At 73.3% G+C, this 23,494-nt stretch carries 24 protein-coding genes; 14 read left to right on the top strand and 10 right to left on the bottom strand.

Going from position 1 to position 23,494, the window contains the following annotated elements:
* The first annotated feature begins 7 nt into the window (after window positions 1–7).
* Genes FN207_RS25455 through FN207_RS25435 form a run of 5 tightly spaced genes read left to right on the top strand, consistent with a single transcriptional unit; the run spans window position 8 to window position 5,859 of the window.
* Window positions 8–589 (top strand): NADH-quinone oxidoreductase subunit J, encoded by a 582-nt coding sequence (locus tag FN207_RS25455; protein WP_142461246.1) that lies wholly within the window; start codon window positions 8–10, stop codon window positions 587–589.
* The gene (locus FN207_RS25450; RefSeq protein ID WP_083869692.1) at window positions 586–903 is read left to right on the top strand and encodes an NADH-quinone oxidoreductase subunit NuoK; all 318 of its coding nucleotides are present in this window, start codon (window positions 586–588) and stop codon (window positions 901–903) included. The genes FN207_RS25455 and FN207_RS25450 overlap by 4 nt, the downstream gene beginning before the upstream one ends.
* Window positions 900–2,771: a proton-conducting transporter transmembrane domain-containing protein gene (locus FN207_RS25445; protein ID WP_142461245.1), complete on the top strand. Its 1,872-nt coding sequence runs from the start codon at window positions 900–902 to the stop codon at window positions 2,769–2,771. Before FN207_RS25450 ends, FN207_RS25445 begins: the two co-directional genes overlap by 4 nt.
* Window positions 2,768–4,393 carry a complex I subunit 4 family protein gene (locus FN207_RS25440; protein ID WP_246066375.1) on the top strand — a complete coding sequence of 542 codons (1,626 nt, stop codon included), beginning with the start codon at window positions 2,768–2,770 and terminating at the stop codon, window positions 4,391–4,393. The genes FN207_RS25445 and FN207_RS25440 overlap by 4 nt, the downstream gene beginning before the upstream one ends.
* Complete coding sequence (locus FN207_RS25435) at window positions 4,390–5,859, top strand: NADH-quinone oxidoreductase subunit N (protein ID WP_246066374.1); 1,470 nt, start codon at window positions 4,390–4,392, stop codon at window positions 5,857–5,859. Before FN207_RS25440 ends, FN207_RS25435 begins: the two co-directional genes overlap by 4 nt.
* 33 nt (window positions 5,860–5,892) lie before the next feature.
* Here the strand turns inward: FN207_RS25435 and FN207_RS25430 are convergent, their stop codons facing one another.
* Window positions 5,893–6,426: a DUF2269 domain-containing protein gene (locus FN207_RS25430; protein WP_142461244.1), complete on the bottom strand. Its 534-nt coding sequence runs from the start codon at window positions 6,424–6,426 to the stop codon at window positions 5,893–5,895.
* Window positions 6,423–6,581 (bottom strand): hypothetical protein, encoded by a 159-nt coding sequence (locus tag FN207_RS25425; protein WP_185938582.1) that lies wholly within the window; start codon window positions 6,579–6,581, stop codon window positions 6,423–6,425. Before FN207_RS25425 ends, FN207_RS25430 begins: the two co-directional genes overlap by 4 nt.
* 196 nt (window positions 6,582–6,777) lie before the next feature.
* Between FN207_RS25425 and FN207_RS25420 the strand changes: the two genes are divergently transcribed.
* The gene (locus tag FN207_RS25420; protein WP_142461242.1) at window positions 6,778–7,365 is read left to right on the top strand and encodes a TetR/AcrR family transcriptional regulator; all 588 of its coding nucleotides are present in this window, start codon (window positions 6,778–6,780) and stop codon (window positions 7,363–7,365) included.
* Window positions 7,366–7,652: 287 nt separating this feature from the next.
* Here FN207_RS25420 and merA read toward each other — a convergent pair whose 3' ends face one another.
* Window positions 7,653–9,044, bottom strand: a complete 1,392-nt coding sequence (gene merA, locus FN207_RS25415; RefSeq protein ID WP_142461241.1) for a mercury(II) reductase — start codon at window positions 9,042–9,044, stop codon at window positions 7,653–7,655.
* 99 nt (window positions 9,045–9,143) lie between these two features.
* Between merA and FN207_RS25410 the strand changes: the two genes are divergently transcribed.
* The gene (locus FN207_RS25410; RefSeq protein WP_142461240.1) at window positions 9,144–9,533 is read left to right on the top strand and encodes a heavy metal-responsive transcriptional regulator; all 390 of its coding nucleotides are present in this window, start codon (window positions 9,144–9,146) and stop codon (window positions 9,531–9,533) included.
* On the opposite strand, the gene FN207_RS25405 is transcribed toward FN207_RS25410, so the two are convergent.
* On the bottom strand, window positions 9,530–10,078 hold the full coding sequence (locus tag FN207_RS25405; protein ID WP_142461239.1) for a VOC family protein: 549 nt from the start codon (window positions 10,076–10,078) through the stop codon (window positions 9,530–9,532). The genes FN207_RS25410 and FN207_RS25405 overlap by 4 nt on opposite strands.
* 316 nt (window positions 10,079–10,394) lie before the next feature.
* On the opposite strand from FN207_RS25405, the gene FN207_RS25400 reads away from it, so the two are divergent.
* Together FN207_RS25400 and FN207_RS25395 are read left to right on the top strand one after the other, a co-directional pair.
* A complete protein-coding gene (locus FN207_RS25400; RefSeq protein ID WP_142461238.1) occupies window positions 10,395–10,784 on the top strand; it encodes a response regulator in 390 nt (129 codons plus the stop codon).
* A 1,059-nt stretch (window positions 10,785–11,843) separates the two neighbouring features.
* The gene (locus tag FN207_RS25395; RefSeq protein ID WP_142461237.1) at window positions 11,844–13,052 is read left to right on the top strand and encodes a CaiB/BaiF CoA transferase family protein; all 1,209 of its coding nucleotides are present in this window, start codon (window positions 11,844–11,846) and stop codon (window positions 13,050–13,052) included.
* A 67-nt stretch (window positions 13,053–13,119) separates the two neighbouring features.
* On the opposite strand, the gene FN207_RS26780 is transcribed toward FN207_RS25395, so the two are convergent.
* Window positions 13,120–14,925 carry a 3-hydroxyacyl-CoA dehydrogenase NAD-binding domain-containing protein gene (locus FN207_RS26780; RefSeq protein ID WP_221888404.1) on the bottom strand — a complete coding sequence of 602 codons (1,806 nt, stop codon included), beginning with the start codon at window positions 14,923–14,925 and terminating at the stop codon, window positions 13,120–13,122.
* A gap of 79 nt (window positions 14,926–15,004) precedes the next feature.
* Entirely contained in the window at window positions 15,005–15,373 is a 369-nt protein-coding gene (locus FN207_RS25380) for an ArsR/SmtB family transcription factor (RefSeq protein WP_142461236.1), read from the bottom strand.
* A gap of 113 nt (window positions 15,374–15,486) precedes the next feature.
* Between FN207_RS25380 and FN207_RS25375 the strand changes: the two genes are divergently transcribed.
* Window positions 15,487–15,909, top strand: coding sequence for an arsenate reductase ArsC (locus tag FN207_RS25375; RefSeq protein WP_142461235.1), 423 nt, complete (start codon window positions 15,487–15,489; stop codon window positions 15,907–15,909).
* On the opposite strand, the gene FN207_RS25370 is transcribed toward FN207_RS25375, so the two are convergent.
* Entirely contained in the window at window positions 15,906–17,126 is a 1,221-nt protein-coding gene (locus FN207_RS25370; protein ID WP_142461234.1) for an MFS transporter, read from the bottom strand. The two genes, FN207_RS25375 and FN207_RS25370, sit on opposite strands and share 4 nt — an antisense overlap.
* Window positions 17,116–18,540 carry an FAD-dependent oxidoreductase gene (locus FN207_RS25365; RefSeq protein ID WP_142461233.1) on the bottom strand — a complete coding sequence of 475 codons (1,425 nt, stop codon included), beginning with the start codon at window positions 18,538–18,540 and terminating at the stop codon, window positions 17,116–17,118. Before FN207_RS25365 ends, FN207_RS25370 begins: the two co-directional genes overlap by 11 nt.
* Window positions 18,541–18,633: 93 nt before the next feature.
* Here FN207_RS25365 and FN207_RS25360 point away from each other — a divergent pair, with 93 nt between their 5' ends.
* From FN207_RS25360 to FN207_RS25350, 3 genes are all read left to right on the top strand, one after another.
* Window positions 18,634–19,011: an ArsR/SmtB family transcription factor gene (locus FN207_RS25360; protein ID WP_142461232.1), complete on the top strand. Its 378-nt coding sequence runs from the start codon at window positions 18,634–18,636 to the stop codon at window positions 19,009–19,011.
* A gap of 40 nt (window positions 19,012–19,051) precedes the next feature.
* Complete coding sequence (locus tag FN207_RS25355; protein ID WP_142461262.1) at window positions 19,052–19,486, top strand: heavy metal-responsive transcriptional regulator; 435 nt, start codon at window positions 19,052–19,054, stop codon at window positions 19,484–19,486.
* 247 nt (window positions 19,487–19,733) lie between these two features.
* Window positions 19,734–20,711, top strand: a complete 978-nt coding sequence (locus FN207_RS25350; RefSeq protein WP_142461231.1) for a GGDEF domain-containing protein — start codon at window positions 19,734–19,736, stop codon at window positions 20,709–20,711.
* A 4-nt stretch (window positions 20,712–20,715) separates the two neighbouring features.
* On the opposite strand, the gene FN207_RS25345 is transcribed toward FN207_RS25350, so the two are convergent.
* Both FN207_RS25345 and FN207_RS25340 read right to left on the bottom strand, forming a co-directional pair.
* Window positions 20,716–21,825, bottom strand: a complete 1,110-nt coding sequence (locus tag FN207_RS25345; RefSeq protein ID WP_221888403.1) for an NAD(P)/FAD-dependent oxidoreductase — start codon at window positions 21,823–21,825, stop codon at window positions 20,716–20,718.
* A 26-nt stretch (window positions 21,826–21,851) separates the two neighbouring features.
* On the bottom strand, window positions 21,852–22,781 hold the full coding sequence (locus FN207_RS25340; protein WP_221888402.1) for an alpha/beta fold hydrolase: 930 nt from the start codon (window positions 22,779–22,781) through the stop codon (window positions 21,852–21,854).
* Window positions 22,782–22,849: 68 nt separating this feature from the next.
* On the opposite strand from FN207_RS25340, the gene FN207_RS25335 reads away from it, so the two are divergent.
* Window positions 22,850–23,398, top strand: a complete 549-nt coding sequence (locus FN207_RS25335) for a mycothiol transferase (RefSeq protein ID WP_221888401.1) — start codon at window positions 22,850–22,852, stop codon at window positions 23,396–23,398.
* The last annotated feature ends 96 nt before the right edge of the window (window positions 23,399–23,494 follow it).

Raw genomic sequence — 23,494 nt, 5'->3', positions numbered from 1 at the left:
GACGGACGTGCTGACCGACCTGTCGGGCTGGACGGTCGCGGCCGTGGTCGTGCTGGGTGTGCTGTCGGTGGCCGGGGGGATCGCGGTCTTCGTGGTCGACTCGATGGCCCGGGCGACCTTCGCCCTGCTTGCCTCGTTCCTCGCCGTCGCCGGCGTGCTGCTGGCCTTCGACCTGGTCTACCTGGCCGTGGTGACGGCGTTGATGATGACGATCGAGATGGCCATCATGGCCGTCTTCATGATCATGTTCATGATGAACCCGGCCGGCCTGATGCCGATGACGATGGTGCACAACGCCCGCGGCTCGGCCGTCACCGGCGCCGTGACGTTCGTCGTCCTGGTGGTGGGGATCTGGACGGTGGACTGGCCGATCGGGCGTACCGAGCGGCCGGAGGACAGCACCCGTCAGCTGGGCGAGGCAATCATGGGCAGCCACATGCTGGTCATGCTGGTGATCGGCATCGGGCTGTTCGCGACCATCCTGGCCGGCACGGTGCTCGCCACCGCGCGCGGCCGCTACGACCGCTTCGGCGCGGACCTCGCCGCGAAGCGGCCGGACGACCCGATTCCTGGCGGGCTGCCGCGGTGACCGCCGAACTGGTGCTGCAGATCGTGCTCACCGTCGCCGCCGGCCTGATCGGCGTCGGGCTGTTCGGGGCGCTGTCCCAGCAGTCGATCGTGATGGTGATGATGGGACTCGAACTGGTCCTCAACGGCGTCCTGCTGGCCGGGGGAGCGGCCTGGTACTTCCTGGCCCCGGAGCTGCCGGACGCCCAGATGCTCGTCGTCGTGGCCCTGGTCGTCATGGCGGTGGAGATGGCGATGGGCTTCGCCGTGACGGTGGCCATCTACCGGGCGCGGCAGGTCGACATGGTCGACATGGCCACGGACCTGCGCGGATGAGCGGGTCCCTTGGAACGACGGCGCTGGGCGCCCTCGTCCTCCTGCCTGCCGCGCTCGGAGTTCTCTTGCTGGTCACGGGCCGGCGCGCCGATCGCGTCGCCGGGCAGGCCGCCGTGCTCGCCACCGTCGGTGCCCTCGCGCTGGCGGCGGTGACCGCAGGTGACCGACCCCGGTTGTCGGCGCCGTTCCTGGGGATCGTGCGGGGCGGCGAGCTCGGGCTGGCCGTCGACGGGCTGTCGGCCGTTCTCGTGGTCCTGGTCGCGGCCGTGGCGCTGCTGACCACCGTGTTCGCCGTCGTCGACCTGCCGCCGGATGCGGCGCGTGCCCGCTTCTTCGGCTACTTCCTGCTCTTCATCGCGGCGATGCTGGCCACGGTCACCGCGACCACGTTCCCGGCGCTGCTGCTGGCGTGGGAGGTGATGGGCGCGACCTCGTATGCGCTGATCGGGTACCGGTGGCAGGACCCGGGCAAGCTGAACGACGGGACCCGGGCGTTCCTCACCACGCGCGCCGGCGACCTGGGGCTCTACGTCGTGGCCGGTGCCGCGCTCGCCGGGACGGGCGGACTGGTCCTCCGGGATCTCGCGACAGCGGACGGCGGCTGGCTGGACCTGGCCGCGGCCGGCGTGCTGGTCGCGGCGCTGGGCAAGTCCGCGCAGCTGCCGTTCTCCGCATGGATCTCCGGCGCCATGTCGGGGCCGAGCCCGGTGAGCGCGCTGCTCCACTCGGCGACCATGGTCGCGGCCGGTGGATATCTCCTCCTGCGCACGCAACCCCTGCTCGCGGCCACCGGCTGGGCGGCCACCGCCGCCGCCTGGGCGGGCGCGCTCACCGCGCTCGTGCTCGGCGCCATCGCCGTGGCGCAGCGCGACCTCAAGCAACTCCTCGCCGCCAGCACCGCCGCCCAGATCGGCTTCGTCATCCTCGCTGCCGGCATCGGCGCCACCGCGGGGGGTACGGGGCAGTTGGTCGCGCACGCCGCGGTCAAGGCCGGCCTGTTCGTGGCCACCGGGTCCTGGCTGACGGCGCTGGGCACCAAGCAGCTGCCCCGGCTGCGCGGCGCCGCCCGGCGCTATCCGGGGATCGGCGCCGCGGCCACCGTGGCCGGGCTGGCGCTGGCCGGGATCCCCCCGCTGTCCCTGTGGGCGACCAAGGAGGGCATCCTCGCCGAGGCCGGCAGCGGACCGCTGCGCATGGTCGGCCTGGCCGCCGCGGTGCTCTCGGCGGTGTACGCCGCGAAGATCATCGCGATCGTCCTCGCCCGGCCGACGGGCGTCGAGCCGCTGGACGACGAGGAGCCGGGCACTCGGCGCGTCCCGGTGCCGGCCACCGCCACCGCTGTCGTGTTCGCGATCACGGCCGCCGGCCTCGGGGCGCTGGCGGTGCCTGCGGTGGCGGGTGCGCTGGAGGACGTGCTCGGCGTCGAGGCGCAGCCGGTGGATCCCGGCGGCCTCCTGGTGGGCGGGGTCCTCGCGGTCGCCGCGCTCGCGGTGTCGGTCGTGGTGGTCCGGGCGCGGCCCGCTGTGGTCCGGGACTTCGAACGGGGCCCGCTCGGGTCCTGGGTCGGGCTGCGGCGACTGCTGTCCCCGGCGCCGGCGATGGTGGTGGCCCGGGTGGCCGCTGCCCTGGACGACCGGGTCATCGACGGCGTGGTGCGGGGCGTCGCACGGACGGTCACCCAGGCCGCTGCCGCCTTCGCGCGGGCCGACACCGGCGTGGTCGACGGCGCCGTCCGGGGCACCGCCCGCGCCTTCCGGCGGGCAGGTGCGGCCGCCCGCCGTCCGCAGACCGGGCTGCTGCACCAGTACTACGTCCAGGCGGTCGCCGGCGTCGGCGTGCTGCTCGCCTTCCTCCTGATCGCGAGGTGACCGTGCTGCTCACCGTCGTCGTCCTGCTCCCGCTCGCTGCGGCGGCCCTGCTGCTGGCGGTTCCGGCGCTGGCCGGCCGCGCGGCCATCTGGGTGTGGATAGCGGCCTCAGCCGCCGACCTGGCTCTCGTGGCCTGGATGTGGTGGCGGTACGACCCGGGTCAGGGTGCCACCGGTGTGGTCGGGAACCTCGCCTACGAGGTGGACCTCCGGTGGATCCCGACGGTGGACGCCGGGTACCACATCGGCGTCGACGGGCTCTCCCTGCCGCTGCTGGCCCTGACGGGTGTGCTGTTCCTGGCCTGCGCCGTCTGGTCGCTGCGCGAGCCGGACCGGCCGCGCGCGCAGGCCGCGCTGTTCCTCTTCCTGCAGACAGCCTGCCTGGGCACGTTCGCCGCGCTGGACCTGATCCTGTTCTTCGTCTTCTTCGACCTGACGATCGTCGGGATGTACTTCGTCATCGCCGGCTGGGGACACGACCATGCTCGACGCAGCGCCCTGAAGTTCTTCCTCTACACCTTCGTCGGGTCGCTGGCCCTGCTGGTCGGTTTCATCGGGCTGTTCCTCGGCAGCGAGGAGCGGACCTTCGACATGGTCGCGCTCGCGGCGAACCCCCCGCTGACGGACTCCCCGCTGGCCGCCGGCCTCGTGCTGCTGGCGATCGGGCTGGGTCTGGCGGTCAAGACGCCGCTGTTCCCGTTCCACACGTGGCTGCCCGACGCGCACACCGACGCGCCGGCCGCGGGGTCGGCCATCCTGGCCGGGATCCTGCTGAAGCTCGGCACCTACGGTTTCGTCCGCATCGCGATGCCGATCCTGCCCGACGCCTGGCAGCGGTGGGCCATGGTCGTGGTCGTGGTCGGGGTCATCAGCGTGCTGTGGGGAGCCTTCGTCGCCCTCGCGCAGACCAACGTGAAGCGCATGATCGCCTACACCTCGGTCAACCACATGGGCTACGTCCTCCTCGGGCTCGGCGCCGCAGGCCTGGTCGGGCAGGCGGACGCGGAGGCCCGGACCATCGCCACGGTCGGCGCGCTGTACCAGATGGTCGGCCACGGCCTGCTGACCGGCGCACTTTTCCTGCTCAGCGGGGTGCTGTGGTCCCGCGGGCGGACCTACGCCTTCGACAGCTGGGGCGGGCTCGCCCGGCCGGCGCCGGTGTTCGCGGCCCTGCTCGCGGTGGCCGCCTTCGGCTCCCTGGGCCTGCCGGGCTTCGCCAGTTTCATCGCCGAGTTCCAGATCTTCACCGGGGCACTGCAGGCGGCGCCGGTCGCCACCGTCCTGGCCGTGACGGGCATCCTGGTCACCGCCGGGCTGTTCCTCGTGGCGCTGCAGCGCCTGCTCACCGGCCCGACCGCCGTCCCGTCGGTCGGGGAAGACAGCGGTTCGGACGACGGCGATGCCGGGGACGTGGCGCCGTCCTCCCGGCCGACGGAGGGCGGTGCGACGGCGACCGCGCTGCGGCGCCGCCCGGCCACCGGTATGCGTGACGTCCACGGGCCCGAACTCGGGGCCGTCGTCCCGCTCCTCGTGCTCGCAGTGCTGCTGGGGCTCTTTCCCCGGGCGCTCCTGGACGTCATCGAACCGGCCGCCGCCGCGGTGGCGCAGCTGGTGGCCCGGTGAACGCCCCGATGGGCGGCATGACCGGCGCGGGGGAGGAGGCGCTGGCGCTCCTTCCGGAGCTGCTGCTGCTCCTCGGCGCGGTCGGCGGCCTGCTGCTGGGCCTGTGGACCCCGCAGCACCGGCAGTGGCGGGTCCGGGCCGTGGTCGTCGCCGCCTGCGTGGCGAGCGCGGCCGCCGCGGCCGTAGTTCTCGGCGATCCGCCGACGCGGGTGTTCGAGGAGACCTGGGTCATCGACGGCACCACGGGGATCGTCCGGATCGTCGTCGCGCTGTCGGCGGCGGTGGCCGTCGTCCTGGCGTCGTCCTCGCTCGCGGGACACCCCCGGGAGACCGAGGCCAATGTCCTCATGCTCCTCGGCGCGCTGGGCACCATCGCACTCGCGGCCAGTGGCGACCTGCTGCTCCTGGTCGCCGCCTACCTGCTGGCGAGCATCCCGCTCTACGCCCTCGCCGGGTTCGCCAAGGACGCGCCGGGCACCGAGGCGACGCTGAAGTACTACCTCATGGGGGCCTTCGTCGGCGTGCTGATGATGGTCGGGGTCACGTCCCTCGTGCTGGCCACCGGCACCACCGGCTACCCGGAGCTCGCCACGCTGCTCCCCCAGGCACCGGCCGCGCTGCTGGCCATGGGCGTCATCGGCGTCCTCGCCGGCGTCGGGTTCAAGGCAGGCGCCGTGCCGGTGCACTTCTGGGTTCCCGACGTCACCGCCGGAACCACGCCGGCGATGGCCGCCTACATCACCACCATCCCGAAGATCGGCGCCGTCGCGGCAGCCTTCCGGCTGCTCGTCGAGCCGCTCGCCGGGGTCCCGTTGGACGTGCCCCTGCTGGTGGCGGTGATCGCCGCGCTGAGCATGACCCTGGGCAACCTGGCCGCCTTCAACCAGACCGACGTCCTCCGACTGCTGGCGTACTCCACGGTGAGCCAGGTCGGCTACCTGTTCATGGCGGTCGCCGTCGCCGGCCGCACCGACCTGGCTCTTCCGGCCCTGGCCATCTACCTCACCGGCTACGCGATCACCAACCTCGGCGCCTTCGCGGCGGTGGCGGCCTTTCCCGAGGCCCGGTCGATCACCGACTGGGCCGCGGCCGCCGGCCGGAACCGGTGGGTCGTCGTCAGCCTCGTCGTGTGCCTGCTCGGCCTTGTCGGAACGCCCCCCACCGCGGTGTTCGTCGGCAAGGTGGCGGTCTTCGCCGCCGCCTGGGACGGCGGCCTCGCCTGGCTGGTCGTGCTGGCCGCGGTCAACACCGTTGCCAGCCTCTTCTACTACCTGCGCTGGATAGCGCCCGCGGCGGGGGGCCGGGAGGCGCCGGCCGGCGGAGGGATGGACGGCGGGTCTGCGACCGTCGTGGTCGGGCGTTCGGTCCGCACGGCTCCGGTCGTCACGTTGCATCTCGCGGCCGTCGCCACCTTGGTGCTCGGCGTGGGGTCGGGCCTGTGGCTCGCCGTCGTCGTGCCCGGCTGAGTGGAGCGCGCCGGGCCCGCGCCACCCGGCTGGCTAGGAGGCCACCGCCGCACGCTTCTCCTGCTCCCTGATCCGCGGGCTCTGCTGTCGGCGCCACCCGTACCGGGTCAGGCCTCGAGGCTTGTAGACCGACAGGACGGTGATCACGAGCAGGACAAGAAGCCCGCCGATGGAGTGGGCCAGGGTGTCGGGCAGCGTGCGCGGGTCGCCGGCAGTCCCCGCGGCGTCCGCCAGTGCGGCGATCGTCGGTGTCTTCAGCAGGAGGACGGCCGTCGCGACGAGCGTCAGCAGCAGCTTGACCAGGACCCAGTAGTGCCGGAACAGGCCCCAGGACGTGCCCAGTGCGTTGATCACGCCGATGACGACCGAGGCGAGCGCCAGCGGGACGAGGGCGGAGAGGGCGATGACCTCCATCGCGGCGTAGGCGGCACGGACCAGTTGCACGTCCTCACTCCTCGACGCCGTGACATCGAGTCCGAGGTAGGCCACGACGGCCCCGAGCCAGCCGACCGAGGAAGCGATGTGCGTGGTGAGGACCGCCTTGCGCAGGCGCGGGGACAGGGTCATGCCGACGCACCCGCGGACAGGGCTGACTCGGTGACGCCGGCCGGCGGCGTGATGCCGGCGGACGAGTGCCGCCCGGGTCCGTGGTTGCCCGCGATACCGGTGAGCTGCAGAACGAGGAACACCAGGATCAGGACGCCGACGACGATGGCCGTCACCTTCACCCAGCGGGGCATGCCGGGGGGCGTTCCGCCGTCGAGACCACGGTCGAGGTCGGGTCCAGGGATCGGGTCCGTCATGTCCGTCCTCCGTTGATCACGCGCGGCAGTGACAGCGCGCCCCGACGCTCATCGAGACACTGTGTCCAGCATGAAACCACACCGTCAGGATGACGTCGCCACGTATGCTTCGACGGTGCCGAAGCTGTGGAGCGAGACCATCGAAGGGCATCGCCGCACGGTGCACGAGGCGATCCTGGACACGACCTGGGCGCTGGTGGCCGAGCACGGGCTGCTGTCGGTGACGATGTCGCAGATCGCCGAGGCCACCGGCATCGGGCGGGCGACGCTGTACAAGTACTTCCCCGACGTCGAGGCGATCCTGGCCGCCGGTCACGAACGGCACGTCACCGCGCATCTCGAGCGCCTCGGAGAGCTCCGCAATCAGCCCGGCGATGCCCGGCAGCGGCTGGCGGCCGTCGTGGAGGGCTACGCGCTCATCGCCTACCATCGTGCGCGTCATGGCACTCCGGAACTGAGCGCCCTGCTGCATCGGGGTGAGCACGTCACCCGCGCGCAGCAGCAACTGGTCGACCTGTTCCGGGACGTGCTGACCGAGGCCGCCGACGCGGGCCAGCTCCGGGACGACGTCGCGCCGGACGAGCTGGCGCACTTCTGCCTGCACGCGCTCAGTGCGGCGGGCAGCCTGCCGTCCCAGGCCGCTGTGCACCGGCTCGTCGACGTCACCCTGGCGGGGTTGCGCGTGCGTGCTGGCGTCGGATGAACAGTCACCGCACAGGCGGATCGCCCGGCCGAGCCACGTTCTTGTCTTGCTTGTCTTGCCGGCTGACCAGTGACCGGCCGGGTAGCGGAGGTCCGGTGAGCGGCGTGAAGCGAACAGCACGACGACCCTGGCGCAGAGCATCCGGTGCCGGCTCACCGAAGTGGTGTCGATGAGGGCGCGCAGGTTCTGCTTGTTCGGCCACCGCGCGGCGAGGCGGCCTTGCACACGAGCATCAGGGCGGCGCGCCCGATGGCGAGGCGGCCGCTGCGTACCTGGGGTCGGGGAATTCAGGCACAGCAGGACGTCGGCATCTGGCTCCGGAAAAGGCCGGCTGCGATCCGCAGGCTCTCGGCCATCGTGAGGTAAGGCGCCCAGGTGTCGGCCAGCTCGTCGACGGTCATGGACGCCTTGATCGCGTAGGTCGCGGCCAGCATGATCTCGCCGGCGCCCTCGCCGAGCGCGTGCACGCCGAGCACCCGGCCGGTCTCGGCGTCGGCGACGAGCTTGAGCGCGCCTCGGGTGTCCCGGTTGACCAGTGCCCGCGGCACGTCGTCGAAGCCGAGCACTCGGCACTCACAGACATGGCCCCGCTCGATCGCCTCGGTCTCGGTGAGCCCGGCCGAGGCAAGTTGCGGCTTGGTGAAGATCACGGCAGGTAGACCGGTGTAGTCGATGCGGCCCTGGGCCTCGGTCGGGCTGGTGGCGAGCGCGTTGAGCGCGGCGACGCGGCCGCCGCCGGCGGCGACGTAGACGTACTGCGGGGCGCCAGTGACGTCGCCGGCAGCGAAGACCCGAGGATTGGAGGTGCGCTGGTGCTCGTCAATGGCGACGAAGCCACGACCGTCGGTCTTCACGTCACCGGCGTCGAGGTCCAGAGCTTCGGTGCGCGGCCGACGCCCGGTAGCGACCAGCAACCGCTGGCCGCGCCCCTCGTGGCCGGACGCTGTCGTGACGAGGACACCGGCTGAGTCCGAGCGGACCTCGGTGGCGTGCTCCTCGAGCACCGTGATGCCGTCGTCGGCGAAGACTTCCCGGAGGATCTCGGTCAGTTCCGGCTCAGCGTGGGGAGCCAGGCGACCCACGATCGTGACCCCCGCGCCCAGGCGAGCAAAGAGCTGAGCCTGTTCCATCCCGACGTAACCGCCGCCGATCACGACGAGCGACTCGGGCAGCACGGTCTGCTCCATGGCGGTGGTCGACGTCAGGTAGTCCACCTCGTCCAGGCCGGGCAGATCGGGCCGAGCCGGGTCGGCGCCGGTGGCCAGCAGGTAGGCCCGGGCCCGCAGCGGCTGGCCGTTGACGGCCATCGTGTCGCGGTCGAGGAATCGCGCGTGGCCGTGGCGGACCTCGAAGCCGTAGGCGGCAGCGACGTCCGCGTACTTGGCCTGGCGCATGCCGGCCACGAGTTCGTCCTTCTGCGCAATCAGGGCAGCCAGGTCAACGCCTCCGGCAGACGTCGAGACCCCGGCGAAGGGATTGGTGGCAGCGCTGTGACGGGCGCCGGCCGCGGCCAGCAGCGTCTTGGACGGGACACAGCCGATGTTCACGCAGGTACCGCCGAGCGTCCCCCGCTCGATCAGTAGCACGCTGGCGCCTGCCTGACGGGCGGCGATGGCCGCGGACATCGCCGCGCCACCCGAACCGATCACCGCCAGATCGACGTCGTAGTCCTCGTCCACCGTGCACCTCCTGCGTCGTCCGCCTCGATGGTCTCGACTCAGGTTGGACCTTCCAGTGCAGGGGAAGGTCAAGTGAATGTCGGCGGGAGGGACCGGATCATGAGGATCGGTGAATTGGCGGAGGCCACCGGGACCACGACCAAGGCGCTGCGCTTCTACGAAGAGGCTGGGCTACTGCCGTCGCCGGACCGGACGGGGACGGGCTACCGGGACTACCCGCCCGAGATCATCAGCCGCCTGGCCTTCATTCGCCGCAGCCAGAGCGCGGGGCTGACCCTGGCGCAGATCCGAGGGATCCTGCAGATCCGCGACGGCGGCCAGGCGCCGTGCGAGCACGTGCAGGAGCTACTCAGGGCCCGGCTGAGTGACCTGGACCGTCAGATCGCCGAGCTCAAGGAACTGCGGGGCACGGTTGCCCAGTTGCAGGCGGACGCGACCACGCTCGAGCCGGCCCGCTGCGATCCCGCGAGTGTCTGTCGCTACCTCTAGCTGATTGGGGAGCCGAACCGGACCCGGTTGCCGTCGGGGTCGGTGAACCAGAATTCTCGTAGGCCGTAGTCGGTGTCGCCCAACGGTCCGGTGGAGCCGGCGACCATAGCCTCGAGCCGTTTTCGCACCGTGGCGACGTCGGTGACGTGGAGAAAGCAGGCTCCAGGTGTGGTCTCGGGGTCCTGGGCGAAGTGCAGCTCGGTTGGTCCGGCGTGCATGACCAGGTATCCGTCGTGGCGGCCCGTCACCTCGAAGCCGGCTGCGCCATAGAGCTCAGCGGTCCGGTCGAGGTCGGTCGCAGCGAGCACAGGAACGGCCGTCAGCACGCCGGGCCTGGGCCGGTGATGCGGCAGCCGACGCCCGAGCTGGCCCAGTCGCGACGAGCGGGCGATCCGACCGGCGGCCCACAGCGCGCAGCGGGTGCAGATGAACGTCCCCGGCGTATCGCCGAGTTCTGCCAGACGGCTTCGTGCGCGGGCCTGTCCACAGCAGCCGCAGCGCACCTGGTCCGTGTGGGCCGACGCTGTACGGCGGTCGTCGGACATGCCGCCACCTCTCGTGGGAACCGCCCCAGGGGGCATGGCGGGCAGCCCGCCACGCGGAGCGGGCTGCACGGCGCCAGTGTCCGGCTTGACGGCACGGTTGCACCAGGCCCAGGTGCGTCGGCCCGGCCCCCGACGGCGGTCCGTGCCCGGTCACAGGAGAAACACTGGAGGAACCCGAGCATCCACCCCTGGCGATCAGGGGCAACGCCCCGGTGCTTGCACTGCTGAGTTCCGTGGCCCGGCTCGTCTACGACGTCGCCTAGTAGTAACTTGCCTACATGATCGCAGCCTGCGCCAGCCGGGGTGGAGCGATCGAGTGATCCGCGTACTGGTCGTCGACGACCATCCGGTCGTGCGGGCCGCCGTCATCGGCCTGCTTGAGTCAACCGACGGGGTCTCCGTCGTCGGGCAGGCGGTCGACGGGCTCGAGGCCATCGAGCGCGCCGATCAGGTCAAGCCGGACGTCGTCCTCATGGACGTGACCATGCCGAACATGTCCGGGATCGAGGCCACTCGCCGGATGACCGCCGAACGATCGGGCGCGAGCGTGCTGATGTTCAGTGCAGAGGCCCGCCTGTGCGTAGTCAGGGCAGCCCGCGAGGCCGGAGCCATCGGTTTCGTGACAAAAGGTTGCAGGGCGAGGGAGGTCCTTCGCGCCATCTACGCAGCGAGCGAGGGGCGGTCCGTCTGGCCGGCCGGGGCGTAGCCCGAGGGACTGCTCGAGAACGGCCGCCAACGAACCCCTCGCTCTGCGTCGCTATGTTCGTAGCCGGTCAGAGGGAAGTCGGGCGGCTGAGGCGAAACTCGCTGGTGTGTTGTTTCGGCTGATGCTTGACCACCGGCTCCCAAGCGAACGACGTCGCGGGACACCTGCGATCAGGTGTTCCGCGACACGCAGTGGAGCGGGTGACGGGAATCGAACCCGCACGAGCGGCTCGCCCGCGAGATCCGCCCGTCTCGCGGGTGTGGTCGGTCTGTGCCCGACCGAGACGTCATCCTGCTGGTCGGGGCGGTGCTGCCCAAGCGGATCGCCGCGGGCCACCCCGTCCCGTTGCGATCGGCACGACGAGAACCGCGAGCAATCAGACGGCCCGCTGAGTGAACTCGAGGCGACCGGCGTCAGGAGCCCCCGCCGGACGCGACCGGATAGGTCCACGGTGCGTTCCGGTCCCCGTCGACCCCATGACACGCAGAACAGCGACAAACCTTCGGAGTGGCGGGCAGCACGTTCCAGCCTGCGCCGCTGCGGCGTCGATCTTCCTTCGACCGACGCGCGTGACCGACCGTCCTCGTGCGCGACTACACCGGAGGGCCAGAAGTCATGCAGGCGTCGCGGTCGATCTCCCGGTCGGGCTGTCCTGTCCGGTCTGCTGAACGTCGGCCGAGCTGCCGGGGCGCCGGCGGTCGAGCCATGCTCGCAGTCCGTGCAGTGAGGGCTGCCTGGCCGATCGCCAGAGGCAACTCCTCGATCCCCAGTGGGCGAGCATCCGGTGCCCGAACGGCCGTGCCCGCTGCGTGCCCGTAGTACGGGCACGCAGCGGCTGTCTGCGGTAACCAGGGGTCGCAGCGATTGCCCTCCTGACCTGCGGAAACGATTGATCAGTGTTGGTTCAGGAAACCCCTGTACCAGGCTTGAAAACCGCTATGGGGTCACACCCATCGTGGGTTCGAATCCCACGCCCTCCGCTCGCGGTGGGCCCGACGACGGCTCGGCATCGAGTCCGGTGGTGGCCTGCGACGACCACGAGACGCCGGGAGGCGCACGATGAGCGAGTCGCTCTTCAGCGGCCTGAAGGTCATCGACTGCGGCAGCTACATCGCCGCCCCGGCGGCCACGACGATCTTCGCCGACCTCGGCGCAGACGTGGTCAAGATCGAGCCGCCGGGCGCCGGCGACCCCTACCGCCAGCTGCCGAGGATCCCCGGCAACCCGGTCTCCGAGCACGACTACGCCTGGCTGCTGGACTCACACAGCAAGCGCGGCCTGGCCCTGGACCTGGACTCCCCCAACGGCCAGGAGGTGCTGCACCGCCTGGTCGCGGACGCCGACGTGTTCGTCACCAACTACCCCCTGCGGGTCCGGGGCAAGCTGCACATCGACTACGAGACCCTGTCCGCCCTCAACGACCGGCTCGTCTACGGCTCCTTCACCGGCTACGGCGAGACCGGGCCCGAGGTCGCTAAGCCGGGCTTCGACGCCACGTCGTACTGGGCGCGCTCCGGGATGATGGACCAGGTCCGCAACTCTCCCGAGGCGACCCCGGCACGCGCCGTCATCGGCCAGGGCGACCATCCCTCCGCGATGACCCTGTACGCCGGCCTGGTGACCGCGCTCTTCCAGCGCGAGCGCACCGGCACGGGCACCCAGGTGTCCTCCTCGCTGCTGGCCAACGGGCTCTGGGCGAACAGCTACCTCGCCACCGCGGCCCTGTGCCACGCCGAGTTCATCCCGCGGCCGCGGCGGGAGAACCTCTTCAACGCGCTCAGCTGCCACTACCAGGCCGCCGACGGCAAGTGGTTGCTGCTGACGATCCTCAACGAGGACCGGTACTGGCCGGTGCTGGCGCGGTGCGTGGGACGGGCGGACCTGCTCACCGACGAGCGCTTCGCCACCCAGTCCGACCGGCTGCGCAACGCCCACGCCCTGATCCTCACGCTGGACGAGGTGTTCGATAGGCACGAGCGGGCGCATTGGGAGCGGGTGCTCGGCGAGAACAACATCGTCTTCGACATCGTCGCGACGCCGGCCGACATCCCGCACGACCAGCAGGTGCACGCGAACGGGTTGGCCGTGTCCTTCCCCGAGGACGAACGCGTCAGCACCGTCGCCGTCCCGTTCCGGCTCGCGAACGTCCGGACCGTGCCCCCACGGCTGCCGCCCTCGATCGGTCAGCACACCGACGAGGTCCTCGCCGAGCTCGGCTACGACGCCGAGCGGACCGCCGCGCTGCGGGCGGCCGGCACCGTCGCGTGAGGCAGCTGAGGTGCCCGGGCGTCGGGGCCGTCGCCGGGCACGCCCGAGCGGCCGGGGAGCTCGCAGGTCAGTCCCCGGGGTACGTGTAGAAACCCTCCCCGGTCTTCATCCCCAGCTTGCCCGCCTCGACATAGGCGCGCAGGAGCTCGCGCGGACCCTCTGGCAGGTGCGGGTTCTCCGCGGCGTAGTGGTTCTCGATGTCCAGGACGACGTCGAGCCCGACGGCGTCCATCATCTGGAAGGGACCGCGCGGCATCCGCCAGTTGACCTTGAACATGCCGTCGACGTCCTCGTGCGACGCCACTCCCTCCGCGACGACCTGGAGGGACTCGCGTTTGATGGCCGCCCAGATGCGGTTGAAGACGAAGCCGGTGCTCTCCTTGCGGGCCTCGAACGGGTGGATGCCGAACTCGGGCAGGATCCTGTGCAGGGAGTCGAGCAGGCCGCGGTCGGTCTCACCGTCCGACATCAGGTCCACCGCGTTCGAGCGGGGCGGCATGTAGAAGTGCATGTTGCACAGGCGGGACTTGTCCCTCACCCGCTCCGACATCAGTCGGGAGGCGTACGACGACGAGTTCGTCGCGAAGATCGTGCCCTCCGGGGCGGCGGCGTCGATCTCACCCCAGAGCGGGATCTTGATCTCCAGGCGTTCCGGGACGGCCTCGACGACCAGCCATGCGTCGTCCAGGGCCTCGATGAGCGATGGCGCGACCCTGGCAACGCCGGCCTCGGTGTCGGCGACTCCACGGCTGTCCAGGAGTTCGGGTAGCTGTGTGGCCACGAACTCGACCGCGGCGGCCGCCTGCTCGGTGCTCGGGTCGTGGATGGCCACGGTGCCGCCCCGAGAGGCGAACATCAGGGCGATGCGGCGGCCGAGCGTCCCGGCTCCGATCACGGCGACGGGTCGCTGCCGGACGTCCTCGAAGGTGTAGGTGTACCGCACAGCCTGCAGGAGGGCTTCCGACTCGATCCCGGCGACGCCCGTCAGCGGCTCGGCGAGGTGGGCGATCACCCGGGGCGGCGCGGGATCCGGTGTGGCGTCGTCGGCGGGGATCGGCACGGCGCAGATGCGCCCGCCGAGGTCGGTCACGTAGGTGATCCCCGCGTCCTGGTCGACCGCGAGGCCGATGGCCTCGTGGAACCCGCTCGCGAGGATCTGCGGCGGCTCGCCCGCGGCGCCGGCCGGGGGGAGCGGTGCCCGGTTCAGGGTGTTGCCCTCAGGCGGGGCGCCGCGGTCGGTCCAGTAGAGCGTGTCGCCGGCGATCTCCAGGTCGATCGGCTCCGGGAGGCCGTCCCAGAGCACCTCGACGTCGGAGCGGGCGTCGGCCGTCTCGCCCTCCGGGATCCGGAGACCGGCACGCAGGATGCGTCCCTTCCCACCGTCCGCGGGGCCCTTCTGTGACCAGTAGAGGTGGCCGCGCGCGGTGTCGACGGCGACGCCGACGCACGCGTTCAGCCACTCGTCGTCGAGGGTGTTCACGACGAGGTCGGTCCGGTCCGTGCCGTCGACGCGCACGCAGCTGACCCGGCATCCTTCCCGGTCGCTCCAGTACAGGACGCCGTCGGCGAGCGTCAGTTGTTTCCCGGTGGTGATCTCACCGGCGGCCAGGACGTCCGTGGCGTCGGTGCCGTCCAGCGAGACCGAGTGCACTCCGCCGTTGCGGCTGGAGAAGTCGAACCCGTCGTCGGCGGCGGGCATCCGGCGCCCGGCGCCCATCGTCGTCCAGTAGGCGCGGCCGTCGGCTTCGTCGACGGCGACACCGTCCGGTGCCGGGCCTGCTGCGTCGTGGAGGGTCTGGACCCGGCCGTCCGGGAGGCTGATCCGGTAGATGGTGCGGGACCGGACCGCCAGCACCACGAGCGCCTTGAACATCGGGTCCTCCTTCGTCGGCCGGCATGGAGAGTCTCGATCTCGGCAGCTCCGCTCGCGATCCCACGCCGTCCGCTCGCGGTCAGCAGGACGAGGACCGGTCGGTCCTGGAGCCCCCCGCGGTGCCGGCAGAACTCAGGACGGCCGCGAGCGCGTCGAGCGCGCCGGGGACGAGCCGGAACCAGGCCCAGACGCCGCGCTTCTCGCGGGTCAGTAGGCCGGCGTCGACGAGCACCTTGAGGTGGTGGGAGACCGTCGGCTGGGACAGGCCGAGCGGCTCGGTCAGGTCGCAGACGCAGGCCTCGCCTCCCTCGTGCGCGGCGACCAGGGACAGCAGGCGCAGCCGGGCGGGGTCGGCGACGGCCTTGAGCACGCGGGAGAGATCGGTGGCCTGTTCGGCGGTCAGCGCCTCCCGGACCAGCGGTGCGCAGGACGCGACGTCGACGCTCACGGGTCCAGCATGCCGCGGGGATTGACCGCCGTCGATGGCCCGGGCAGGCTGGCATCGACGAGGGTCGATGCGACTCCGGCCGCGAGGACCACCTGACACGAGCGGAGCACCCGATGGGCACCGGCACGCCGAGCGTCCTGTTCGTCTGCGTCCACAACGCCGGTCGCTCCCAGATGGCCGCCGGCTGGCTGCGCTCCCTCGCGGGGGACGCCGTCGAGGTCCGCTCGGCAGGCTCCGTGCCCGGCGACCGGATCAACCCCTCGGCCGTGGAGGCCATGGCCGAGGTCGGCATCGACATCACCGATCAGCGCCCCAAGGTCCTCACCACCGAGGCCGTCGAGGCCTCCGACGTCGTCATCACCATGGGCTGCGGCGACGCCTGCCCGGTCTTCCCCGGCAAGCGCTACCTCGACTGGACGCTCGAGGACCCCGCCGGCAAGGGCGTCGAGTCCGTGCGGCCCATCCGCGACGAGATCGAGACCCGCATCCGCGGCCTGCTCGCCGAGCTGCAGGTCGAGCCCGCCCCTCGCCCCTAGGCGTCCCCGCGTGCCCACCACGCGAGACTCACGGCGGTGAGGACCAGCGCCGCGAACACCCCGAAGGCGGCGGCGTAGCTGCCGAGGGTCTCGGCCAGTGCGGTGCCCGCCCAGGGGGCGAGCGCGGTCGCTGCGGTGATCGGGGCGGCGAAGTAGCCCGACAGCGTGCCGTAGCGGGCGGTGCCCCAGCGGTCGGCGACCGCCGTCGCCTGCAGCAGGGTGCACGCCCCGCGAACGGCGCCGAGAGCGATCGCCGCGGCGACCAGCGCGACCGGCGGACCGGGGAGGGCACCGAGCAGCCCGATGGCGAGCGCCGAGGCCGCGATGAGGCCGACGGTCCGACCGGTCGGGGTGGTGCGGGCACTGAGCGGCGCGTAGACGACGCGGCCGAGCAACTGCCCGGCGCCCAGCAGGCCGAGGGTCGTGGCCGCCAGGGAGGTCGAGAGCCCGCGTCCGGTGAGCAGCGGGATCACCGTCAGGCTCGCGGCGTAGAGCCCGAACGCGGTCAACGTCAGCGCCGCCGACAGGGCCAGGAACTCACGGCTGCGCACCTCCGGCGGTGTCCGCCGGTGGTGGACCTCGTGCCTGCCGGTCCGCGGCCACGGGGCGGTGAGCGTGAGCGCGTGCAGCGGGATCGTCACCACGGCCAGCACGCCGGCGAGCGCCAGGTAGGCGCCGCGCCAGCCCAGGGCCTCGACCAGCGCGTTCGTCAGCGGCGCGAACAGCGTGCTGGCCAGCCCCGCCACGAGGGTCAGCGTGGTGAGCGCCCGGACCCGCCGGTCGCCGTACCAGCGGGTGAGCGCCGCGAAGGCGGCCTGGTAGAAGACGGCGGACATGGCGGCGCCGGCGACCAGCCAGGCCGCCAGGAACGTCGCGTAGTCCGGAGCCAGCGCGATCGCCACGGTGGCCGGCACCGCGAGCACCGAGCCCGCCGTCATGACCCGCCGGGGGCCGTGGCGGTCCAGCCAGCGTCCGACCGGGATGCCGGCCAGCGCCGAGACCACCAGGCCGGCCGAGAAGGCCGCCGTCGCCGCGGGAGCCGACCAGCCGGTGTCGGCGGTGATGTCGGCCAGCGCGACGGGGAAGGCGTAGTAGAGGACGCCCCAGCTGGTGACCTGGGTGGCGCACAGGCCGACCAGAGCCCGCCGCGGCGGGCGCCCGGGAGTCCCGGCGTCCGCCGCGGCGGGCGGGCCGGCGGCCTGCGGCTCAGCCGCCATGCGACGCCGAGGACACCGGCACCGCCACCGGTGCGCCGCCGCAGCACCCGGCCGCCGGCGACGGCTGCTCGGCCGACCAGCCGTGCTCCGAGCCGGTCGCGAACCCCACGCCGGTGTTGCAGCTCGCCACCTCGGCCGCCTCGCGGTCGCCGAGGTCGGTGGAGCAGACGCCGGTCTCGGGGAGGGTCAGCTCCACGCGGGCGGCGGCCGCGGTGTCGCCGGCCAGGGCGGCGGCCACGGAGCGCACCTGCTCGTAGCCGGTGGCGAGCAGGAAGGTCGGGGCGCGGCCGTAGGACTTCATCCCGACGACGTAGAGGCCCTCGTCGGGGTGGGCCAGCACGTCGGCACCGTGCGGCGGGACCGTGCCGCAGGAGTGGACGTTGGGGTCGATCAGCGGCCCCAGCGCGGCCGGGGCCTCGAGGCCCGGGTCGAGGGAGAGGCGGACCTCGCGCAGCAGGTCCAGGTCGGGGCGGGAGCCCGTCGCGCCGATGACGGAGTCCACCAGGAGGTCCACGGTGCCACCGTCGCGGCCGGTGCCGGTCACCGCGAGCCGGCCGCCGGGTGCGGGGGTCAGTGCGCCGATCGTGACCTCGCGGTGGAGGGTGACCGTGCCGTCGGCCACGGCGGCCCTCAGCGACGAGCCGAGCAGCCCCCGCGCCGGCAGGCCGTCGGCGTCCCCGCCGCCGTAGAGGCGCGCGGGCGAGCGGCCGCGGATCATCCAGGTGACCTCGGTGCCCGGCACCTCCTCGCGCAGCCGCACCAGCGCCAGCAGCGAGGTGGCCGCCGAGTGGCCCATGCCGACGACGAGCGTGTGCCGGCCGGCGAAGCGCGCGCGGTCGGCGCCCAGGACGTCGGGCAGCGGCCCGGTCAGCCACGCCCCGGCCTGCTCCTCCCCGAGAGCCGGGAGGCCCGCGGCGCCCAGCGGGTTGGACCGGCCCCAGGTGCCCGACGCGTCGAGCACCGCGCGGGCGAGGACGTCCTCGGTCCGGCCCGCGTGCACGGTCCGGACGACGTAGGGCCGGCCCTCCCGGCCCACGGTGCGGGTCTTGTCGACGCCCTGGCGGCTGACCGCCACCACCCGCGTACCGGTGCGGATGCGCCCGGCCAGCGCGGGCGTGGCCGCGAGGGGAGCGAGGTAGGCGTCGACGAGGTCGGTGCCGGTGGGCAGGGCGTCGCGGTCGCGCGACTCCCAGCCCGCCGCCTCCAGCAGGCGGACGGCGGCGGCGTCGACGTCGTACTCCCACGGCGAGAACAGCCGGACGTGACCCCACGCCCGGACCGCTGCGCCGACCTCCCCGCCGGCCTCCAGCACCAGCGGCTCGAGGCCCCGCTCGAGCAGGTGCGCGGCGGCCGCGAGGCCGACCGGTCCCGCTCCGATCACCACCACCGGCAGCTGTGACGTCGTCCCGGCCATCCCGACCAGCTCCTCATCCCATCGACGGACATCGATGCCGCAACGTAACAGCCGATGCTGTTGATGACAACCGACGTCTGTCATACTGGGCGCATGAGCCAGGACCTCGGCGTGCGGCTGCTCGACCCCGACGGGCCCGCCTCGGCGGCCGCCCGGGCGCAGCTGCTCGCCCCGCAGCTCAAGGCGCTGTCCGACCCCAACCGGCTGCACCTGCTGCTGCTCCTCGCCGACGGGCCCCGGTCGGTCCGCGAGCTCACCGAGATCAGCGGGATGAGCCAGACCCTCGTCAGCCACCACCTCGCACCCCTGCGCGAGCAGGGGCTGGTGACGGTGACGCCCCGGGGGCGCAGCAACGTCCACGCGCTGTGCTGCGAGGCCCTCGCCGGTCCGGTGCGGCTGCTGGCCACCCTGGCGGCCCTCACCCCCGAGGGTGCCGAGGCCTGCTGCTCCGACGAGCCGATCGGGGCTTGACCCCGGACCCGGGTCCAGGGTCGACCATGACGGCGTGACGATGATGACGGCCCGCGGACTACGCGTGGCGGAGTTGGCGGCCGCGGCCGGCGTGCCGTCGGACACCGTCCGCTACTACGAGCGCGCCGGCCTGCTGCCACCTCCCGCCCGCACCGCGGGCGGCTACCGCAGCTACGACGCCGGGGCGGTCGACCGCCTGCGGTTCATCCGGGGCGCCCAGCGCCTGGGGCTGCGGCTGTCCGACATCCGCGACCTGCTGTCGGTCCGCGACACCGGCACCTGCCCGTGCGAGCCGGCCGAGGAGCTGCTGCGCCGGCGACTGGCGGAGGTCGACGCCGAGATCGCCCGGCTGGTCGCCCTGCGCACCGAGATGGCGGCCATGGCCGACGCGCTGCCCGCGGCGGCCTGCCCGCCCCCGAGCCCCGGCACCTGGTGCCCACCGGCGGGAGGAGGTGATCCGACGTGCGCGAGCTGACCTGCGACTGCGAGTGCGACGAGACGTGCGAGTGCGGCTGCTGCTGACCGTGGCGCGCTGACACGACACCCGGGCCCGGGACCGGGCGTGTCGTCCCCGCGCGTCCCCGGCGACACGCGGGACCGGCCTCACCCGCACGGGTGGGTCGGCTCATCCGCGAGCCGCTGACCGCCGAAGATGTGGTGTGGCCATCGCCAGGGGACTGAGAGCACGGCAGCCGACGGCTGCGGCGCGGTCCCTCGTGCTGATGATCGGCGTCTCCGCGGCCGTCCTGGCCGGGGTCAGCTTCTTCGGCGCCAACGCCGCCAGCACGGTCACCGTCGTGTCGACGTGGCTGGTCGTCGGCTTCCTCGTCGTCCTGGCGCTGGTGGTCCGCTTCGCCGACCCCGACCGGCTCGACCGCGCCGGGGTCTTCGTCGCCGTGGGCGTGCTGGGGGCGCTGCTGGCCTGCGGGCTCAACCTGGTCACCGAGGACTCCTCGGCCGGCGCCCAGGCCTTCCTCGCCTTCCCCGTCCTCTGGGCGGCCTCCCACCTGCGCCGCACCGCCGTCGTCGTCGTCACCGCCTCCGCGGTCCTGGCCAACGCGGTCGTCGTGCCGATGCTGGTCCCGCTCGAGATCGGGATCAGCGACATCCTGCTCACCGGCGTCGTGCTCACCGTCGTCGCCGCGATGCTCGCGCGGGCCGGCGGCATCCAGGAACGGCTCGTCGAGGCGCTGGAGCAGCAGGCCACCGTCGACACCCTCACCGGCCTGGTCAACCGCCGCGTCTTCGACGACGCCCTCGCCGTCGCCCTGAACGGCCCGGCCGCCGACGACGGCACCGCCCTGCTCCTGCTCGACGTCGACTCCTTCAAGCAGATCAACGACCAGCACGGCCACCCGGTCGGCGACGACGCCCTGGTCCACCTCGCCGGGATCATCCGGCGGCAGATCCGCGCCGGTGACGCCGTCCTGTCCCGGCTGGGCGGCGACGAGCTCGCCGTCCTGCTGCCCGGCTGCACCGCCGACGTCGCCGTCTCCCGCGCGGAGTCGGTGCTCGAGACGGTGCTGTCGACGCCGCTCACGCTGCCCGACGGCACGCTGCTGGCGATGTCGGTCAGCGTCGGCGTGGCCCACCGCACCGCCGGCGCGCTCGGGATGCGCGAGTTCTACGCCGCCGCCGACCGCGCCCTCTACCGCGCCAAGCGCGCCGGCCGCGGCCGCGTCGAGGTCGCGCCCGCTTAGAGGCTCACCGCAGGTGGCGGGCCGCCGCCACGAGGGTGCGCGCGGTGAGCCGGCCGTCGGCCAGGCCCAGCGCGACGACGTCGTCGAACACCCGCTGGTCGGCCGCCGCCGCGCGGAAGGCCGCGTCCATGACCACCGGCCAGCGGCTGATCCACGAGGCCGCCGACGCCGACCGGTGGTGCCCGCCCAGCCGCCGCCGCAGCGCCCGCCGGTGTACCGCGCCCGCGCCCGCCCCGGCCGCCGCCGCGGACCCCGCCAGCGCCCCGGACAGCACCGCGTAGAAGATCCCCTCGCCGGTCATGGGGTTGATCAACGACGCGGCGTCGCCGGCCAGCAGCACCCGCCCGTCGGGCTGCCGCGGCCGGCCGGTCGAGAGTGGCAGCCGGTGCGCCCGCAGCCCCTCCGGCTCGACCCCGGGCAGCAGGCGGTGCAGCCCCTCGATCAACCCGGCCCGGGTGGCGCCCCCGCTCACCAGTTCCCCGTAGCCCACGTTGGCCCGCCCGTCGCCGAGCGGGAAGGACCACGCGTAGGCCGGCCAGCGCTGCTCGGTGGTCACGAGCACCTGGGTGCCGGCCTGTCTGGGCAGCTCGGGGGCGTAGCCGCGCAGCGCCACCGCCATCCGGTCGTCGGGGTTGCGCGCCAGGCCCAGCACCCGCCGGACCACCGACTCCGCGCCGTCGGCGCCCACCAGCACCCCGGCGGTGAGCACCCCGTCGACGACGACGCCGTCCGGGCCCGGTGTCACCGTCCGGACGGCGTGCCGGCGGAACTCCGCCCCGGCGTCGCGTGCCGCGGCCAGCAGGCGCGCGTCGAACACCTCCCGCGGCACCACCGACGACGGCCGGTGCGTGGCCCGCTCCACCGTGGCGCCGCCGGGCGAGCGCAGCGACAGCCGCGGGGCGGGTGCGTACCCGGCGGTCAGCGCCCCGGGATCGACGCCGAGGCCGGCCAGGACGTCGAGCGCCTCGGGGGCGATGCCGTCGCCGCAGACCTTGTCCCGCGGGAAGTCCGCCCGGTCGAGCACGAGCACCGAGGCGCCGGTGCGCCGCGCGGCCAGTGCCGCCGCCGCGCCCGCCGGGCCGCCCCCGACCACGACGACGTCCCGGTGCTCCACGGCAGCGACGCTAGGCAGGCCCGCGGTCAGGGGCCAGCCGGAGCCGGGCCGGGCTGTGCGAGCAGCGCCCGCCAGGACGCGCGGTCGTGCGCCGCGGGCTCGGTGGTGGCGAGGAAGTCGAGCAGGGTCGTGACGAACCGGTCCGGGTCGTCGAGGTGCGGCCAGTGCCCGGCGCCCTCGACGACCTCCACCCGGACGCCGGGCACCCGGGCCCGCACGGTGTCGGCGTGGCTGATCGGCACGATCGGGTCGCGGGTGCCCCAGACGACGAGCATCGGGACGGCGTCGGCCAGGTAGAGCCGGTCCAGCGCCGTCACCGCCTGCCCGCGGGCGTCGACGACGCTGCGCAGGGTCCGGAGGAACGCCCGCCGGGCCTCGACGTCGCGCAGCGCCAGCAGCGCGTCCCCGGCCGTGGCGAGGTCGCGGACCTGCCGCCACCCCGTCGCGCGCCCCAGGTCCGCGACCGCCTGCAGACCCGACCGCAGCGTCCCCGAGACCGCGGCCAGGCCGGTGAGCACCAGTTCCGAACCGGGCAGCGTGGCCAGCCGCAGCGTGGCCGAGAGCTCCGGTCCCAGGCCGCCGCTGCCGACGAGCACCAGCCGCTGGCAGCGCTCGGGGAACTGGTAGGCGAACTGCAGCGCGATCCCGCCGCCGAGCGAGTGCCCCACGACCGTCGCCTGCTCGACGTCGAGCACCGAGAGCAGGTCGCGCATCCCGTTGGCGTAGCCGGCGATCGAGTAGTCGCCCCGCGGCTTGTCCGAGGACCCGTGGCCGAGCAGGTCCGGCGCGATGACGGTGTGCCCGGCGGCGGCCAGCCGCTCCAGGACGCCGTCCCAGGTGGAGGAGCTGTTGCCGATGCCGTGCACCAGCAGCAGCGGCGGCCCCTCCCCGCCGATCAGGAAGGACCGGCGGTGGCCGTGGACCACGCGGGTCTCGCGGACGACGGGGGAGGGCACGGCCCCAGCCCACCACGGCGCTGTTCCGCGCCTGTTCCGTCCCGGTGAACGGGCGCAGGATGGCTCCCGTGTCCGCACCCGACGAGCGCGACCTGCTGCTGCGCCTGCTCGCCACCCAGCGCACCGCGCTGCGCAACGCCCTGCTCGGCCTGACCGAGGACCAGGCGCGGGCCACGCCCAGCGCGAGCGAGCTGTCGCTGTCGGCGCTGGTCAAGCACGTGACCCAGGGCGAGCGGGCCAACGTCGCCGGGCGCATCGGCCGCCGTCCGCACGCGCTGGAGAGCGATCCGCAGGCGGGGTGGATGGCCGGGTTCACCGTCGCCGCGGACGAGACCGTCGAGGTGCTGCTCGACCGGCAGGCGGAGGTGGCCCGGGAGACCGAGGAGGTCGTGCGCGCCGAGCGCGACCTCGACCGCGTGGTCGACGTGCCCGACGGCGTGGCGCGGTGGCTGCCGGCGGACACGGTGGTCACCGTGCGCTGGCTGCTGCTGCACCAGGTCGAGGAGCAGGCCCGCCACGCCGGGCACGCGGACGTCATCCGCGAGTCGATCGACGGCAAGGGCGCCTGGCAGCTGGAGGCCGAGGCGCAGGGCATCGCCGCCCCGACCTGGCGCTAGGTGTACTGACCGGGCAGGTTGGTCAAGCGGCTGATGGGTGGGTGGCCGCCGATGCCGGTGTGGGGCCGATGGTGGTTGTAGGCGTGTAGCCAAGCA

The sequence above is a fragment of the Geodermatophilus aquaeductus genome (assembly GCF_900182545.1).
GTDB classification, from domain to species: domain Bacteria; phylum Actinomycetota; class Actinomycetes; order Mycobacteriales; family Geodermatophilaceae; genus Geodermatophilus; species Geodermatophilus aquaeductus.
Note: the sequence above shows the minus strand (reverse complement) of the source record. Positions and strands in the feature narration are given on the sequence as shown.

What these genes read in the sequence shown, in the direction of transcription:
- FN207_RS25360 (WP_142461232.1), top strand. Translation starts at nt 18,634, where the DNA reads ATGAGCCAGGACCTCGGCGTGCGGCTGCTCGACCCCGACGGGCCCGCC.
- FN207_RS25365 (WP_142461233.1), bottom strand. Translation starts at nt 18,540, where the DNA reads ATGGCCGGGACGACGTCACAGCTGCCGGTGGTGGTGATCGGAGCGGGA.
- FN207_RS25395 (WP_142461237.1), top strand. Translation starts at nt 11,844, where the DNA reads ATGAGCGAGTCGCTCTTCAGCGGCCTGAAGGTCATCGACTGCGGCAGC.
- FN207_RS25355 (WP_142461262.1), top strand. Translation starts at nt 19,052, where the DNA reads ATGATGACGGCCCGCGGACTACGCGTGGCGGAGTTGGCGGCCGCGGCC.
- FN207_RS25405 (WP_142461239.1), bottom strand. Translation starts at nt 10,078, where the DNA reads ATGTCCGACGACCGCCGTACAGCGTCGGCCCACACGGACCAGGTGCGC.
- FN207_RS26780 (WP_221888404.1), bottom strand. Translation starts at nt 14,925, where the DNA reads ATGTTCAAGGCGCTCGTGGTGCTGGCGGTCCGGTCCCGCACCATCTAC.
- FN207_RS25370 (WP_142461234.1), bottom strand. Translation starts at nt 17,126, where the DNA reads ATGGCGGCTGAGCCGCAGGCCGCCGGCCCGCCCGCCGCGGCGGACGCC.
- FN207_RS25375 (WP_142461235.1), top strand. Translation starts at nt 15,487, where the DNA reads ATGGGCACCGGCACGCCGAGCGTCCTGTTCGTCTGCGTCCACAACGCC.
- FN207_RS25430 (WP_142461244.1), bottom strand. Translation starts at nt 6,426, where the DNA reads ATGACCCTGTCCCCGCGCCTGCGCAAGGCGGTCCTCACCACGCACATC.
- FN207_RS25445 (WP_142461245.1), top strand. Translation starts at nt 900, where the DNA reads ATGAGCGGGTCCCTTGGAACGACGGCGCTGGGCGCCCTCGTCCTCCTG.
- FN207_RS25350 (WP_142461231.1), top strand. Translation starts at nt 19,734, where the DNA reads ATGATCGGCGTCTCCGCGGCCGTCCTGGCCGGGGTCAGCTTCTTCGGC.
- FN207_RS25410 (WP_142461240.1), top strand. Translation starts at nt 9,144, where the DNA reads ATGAGGATCGGTGAATTGGCGGAGGCCACCGGGACCACGACCAAGGCG.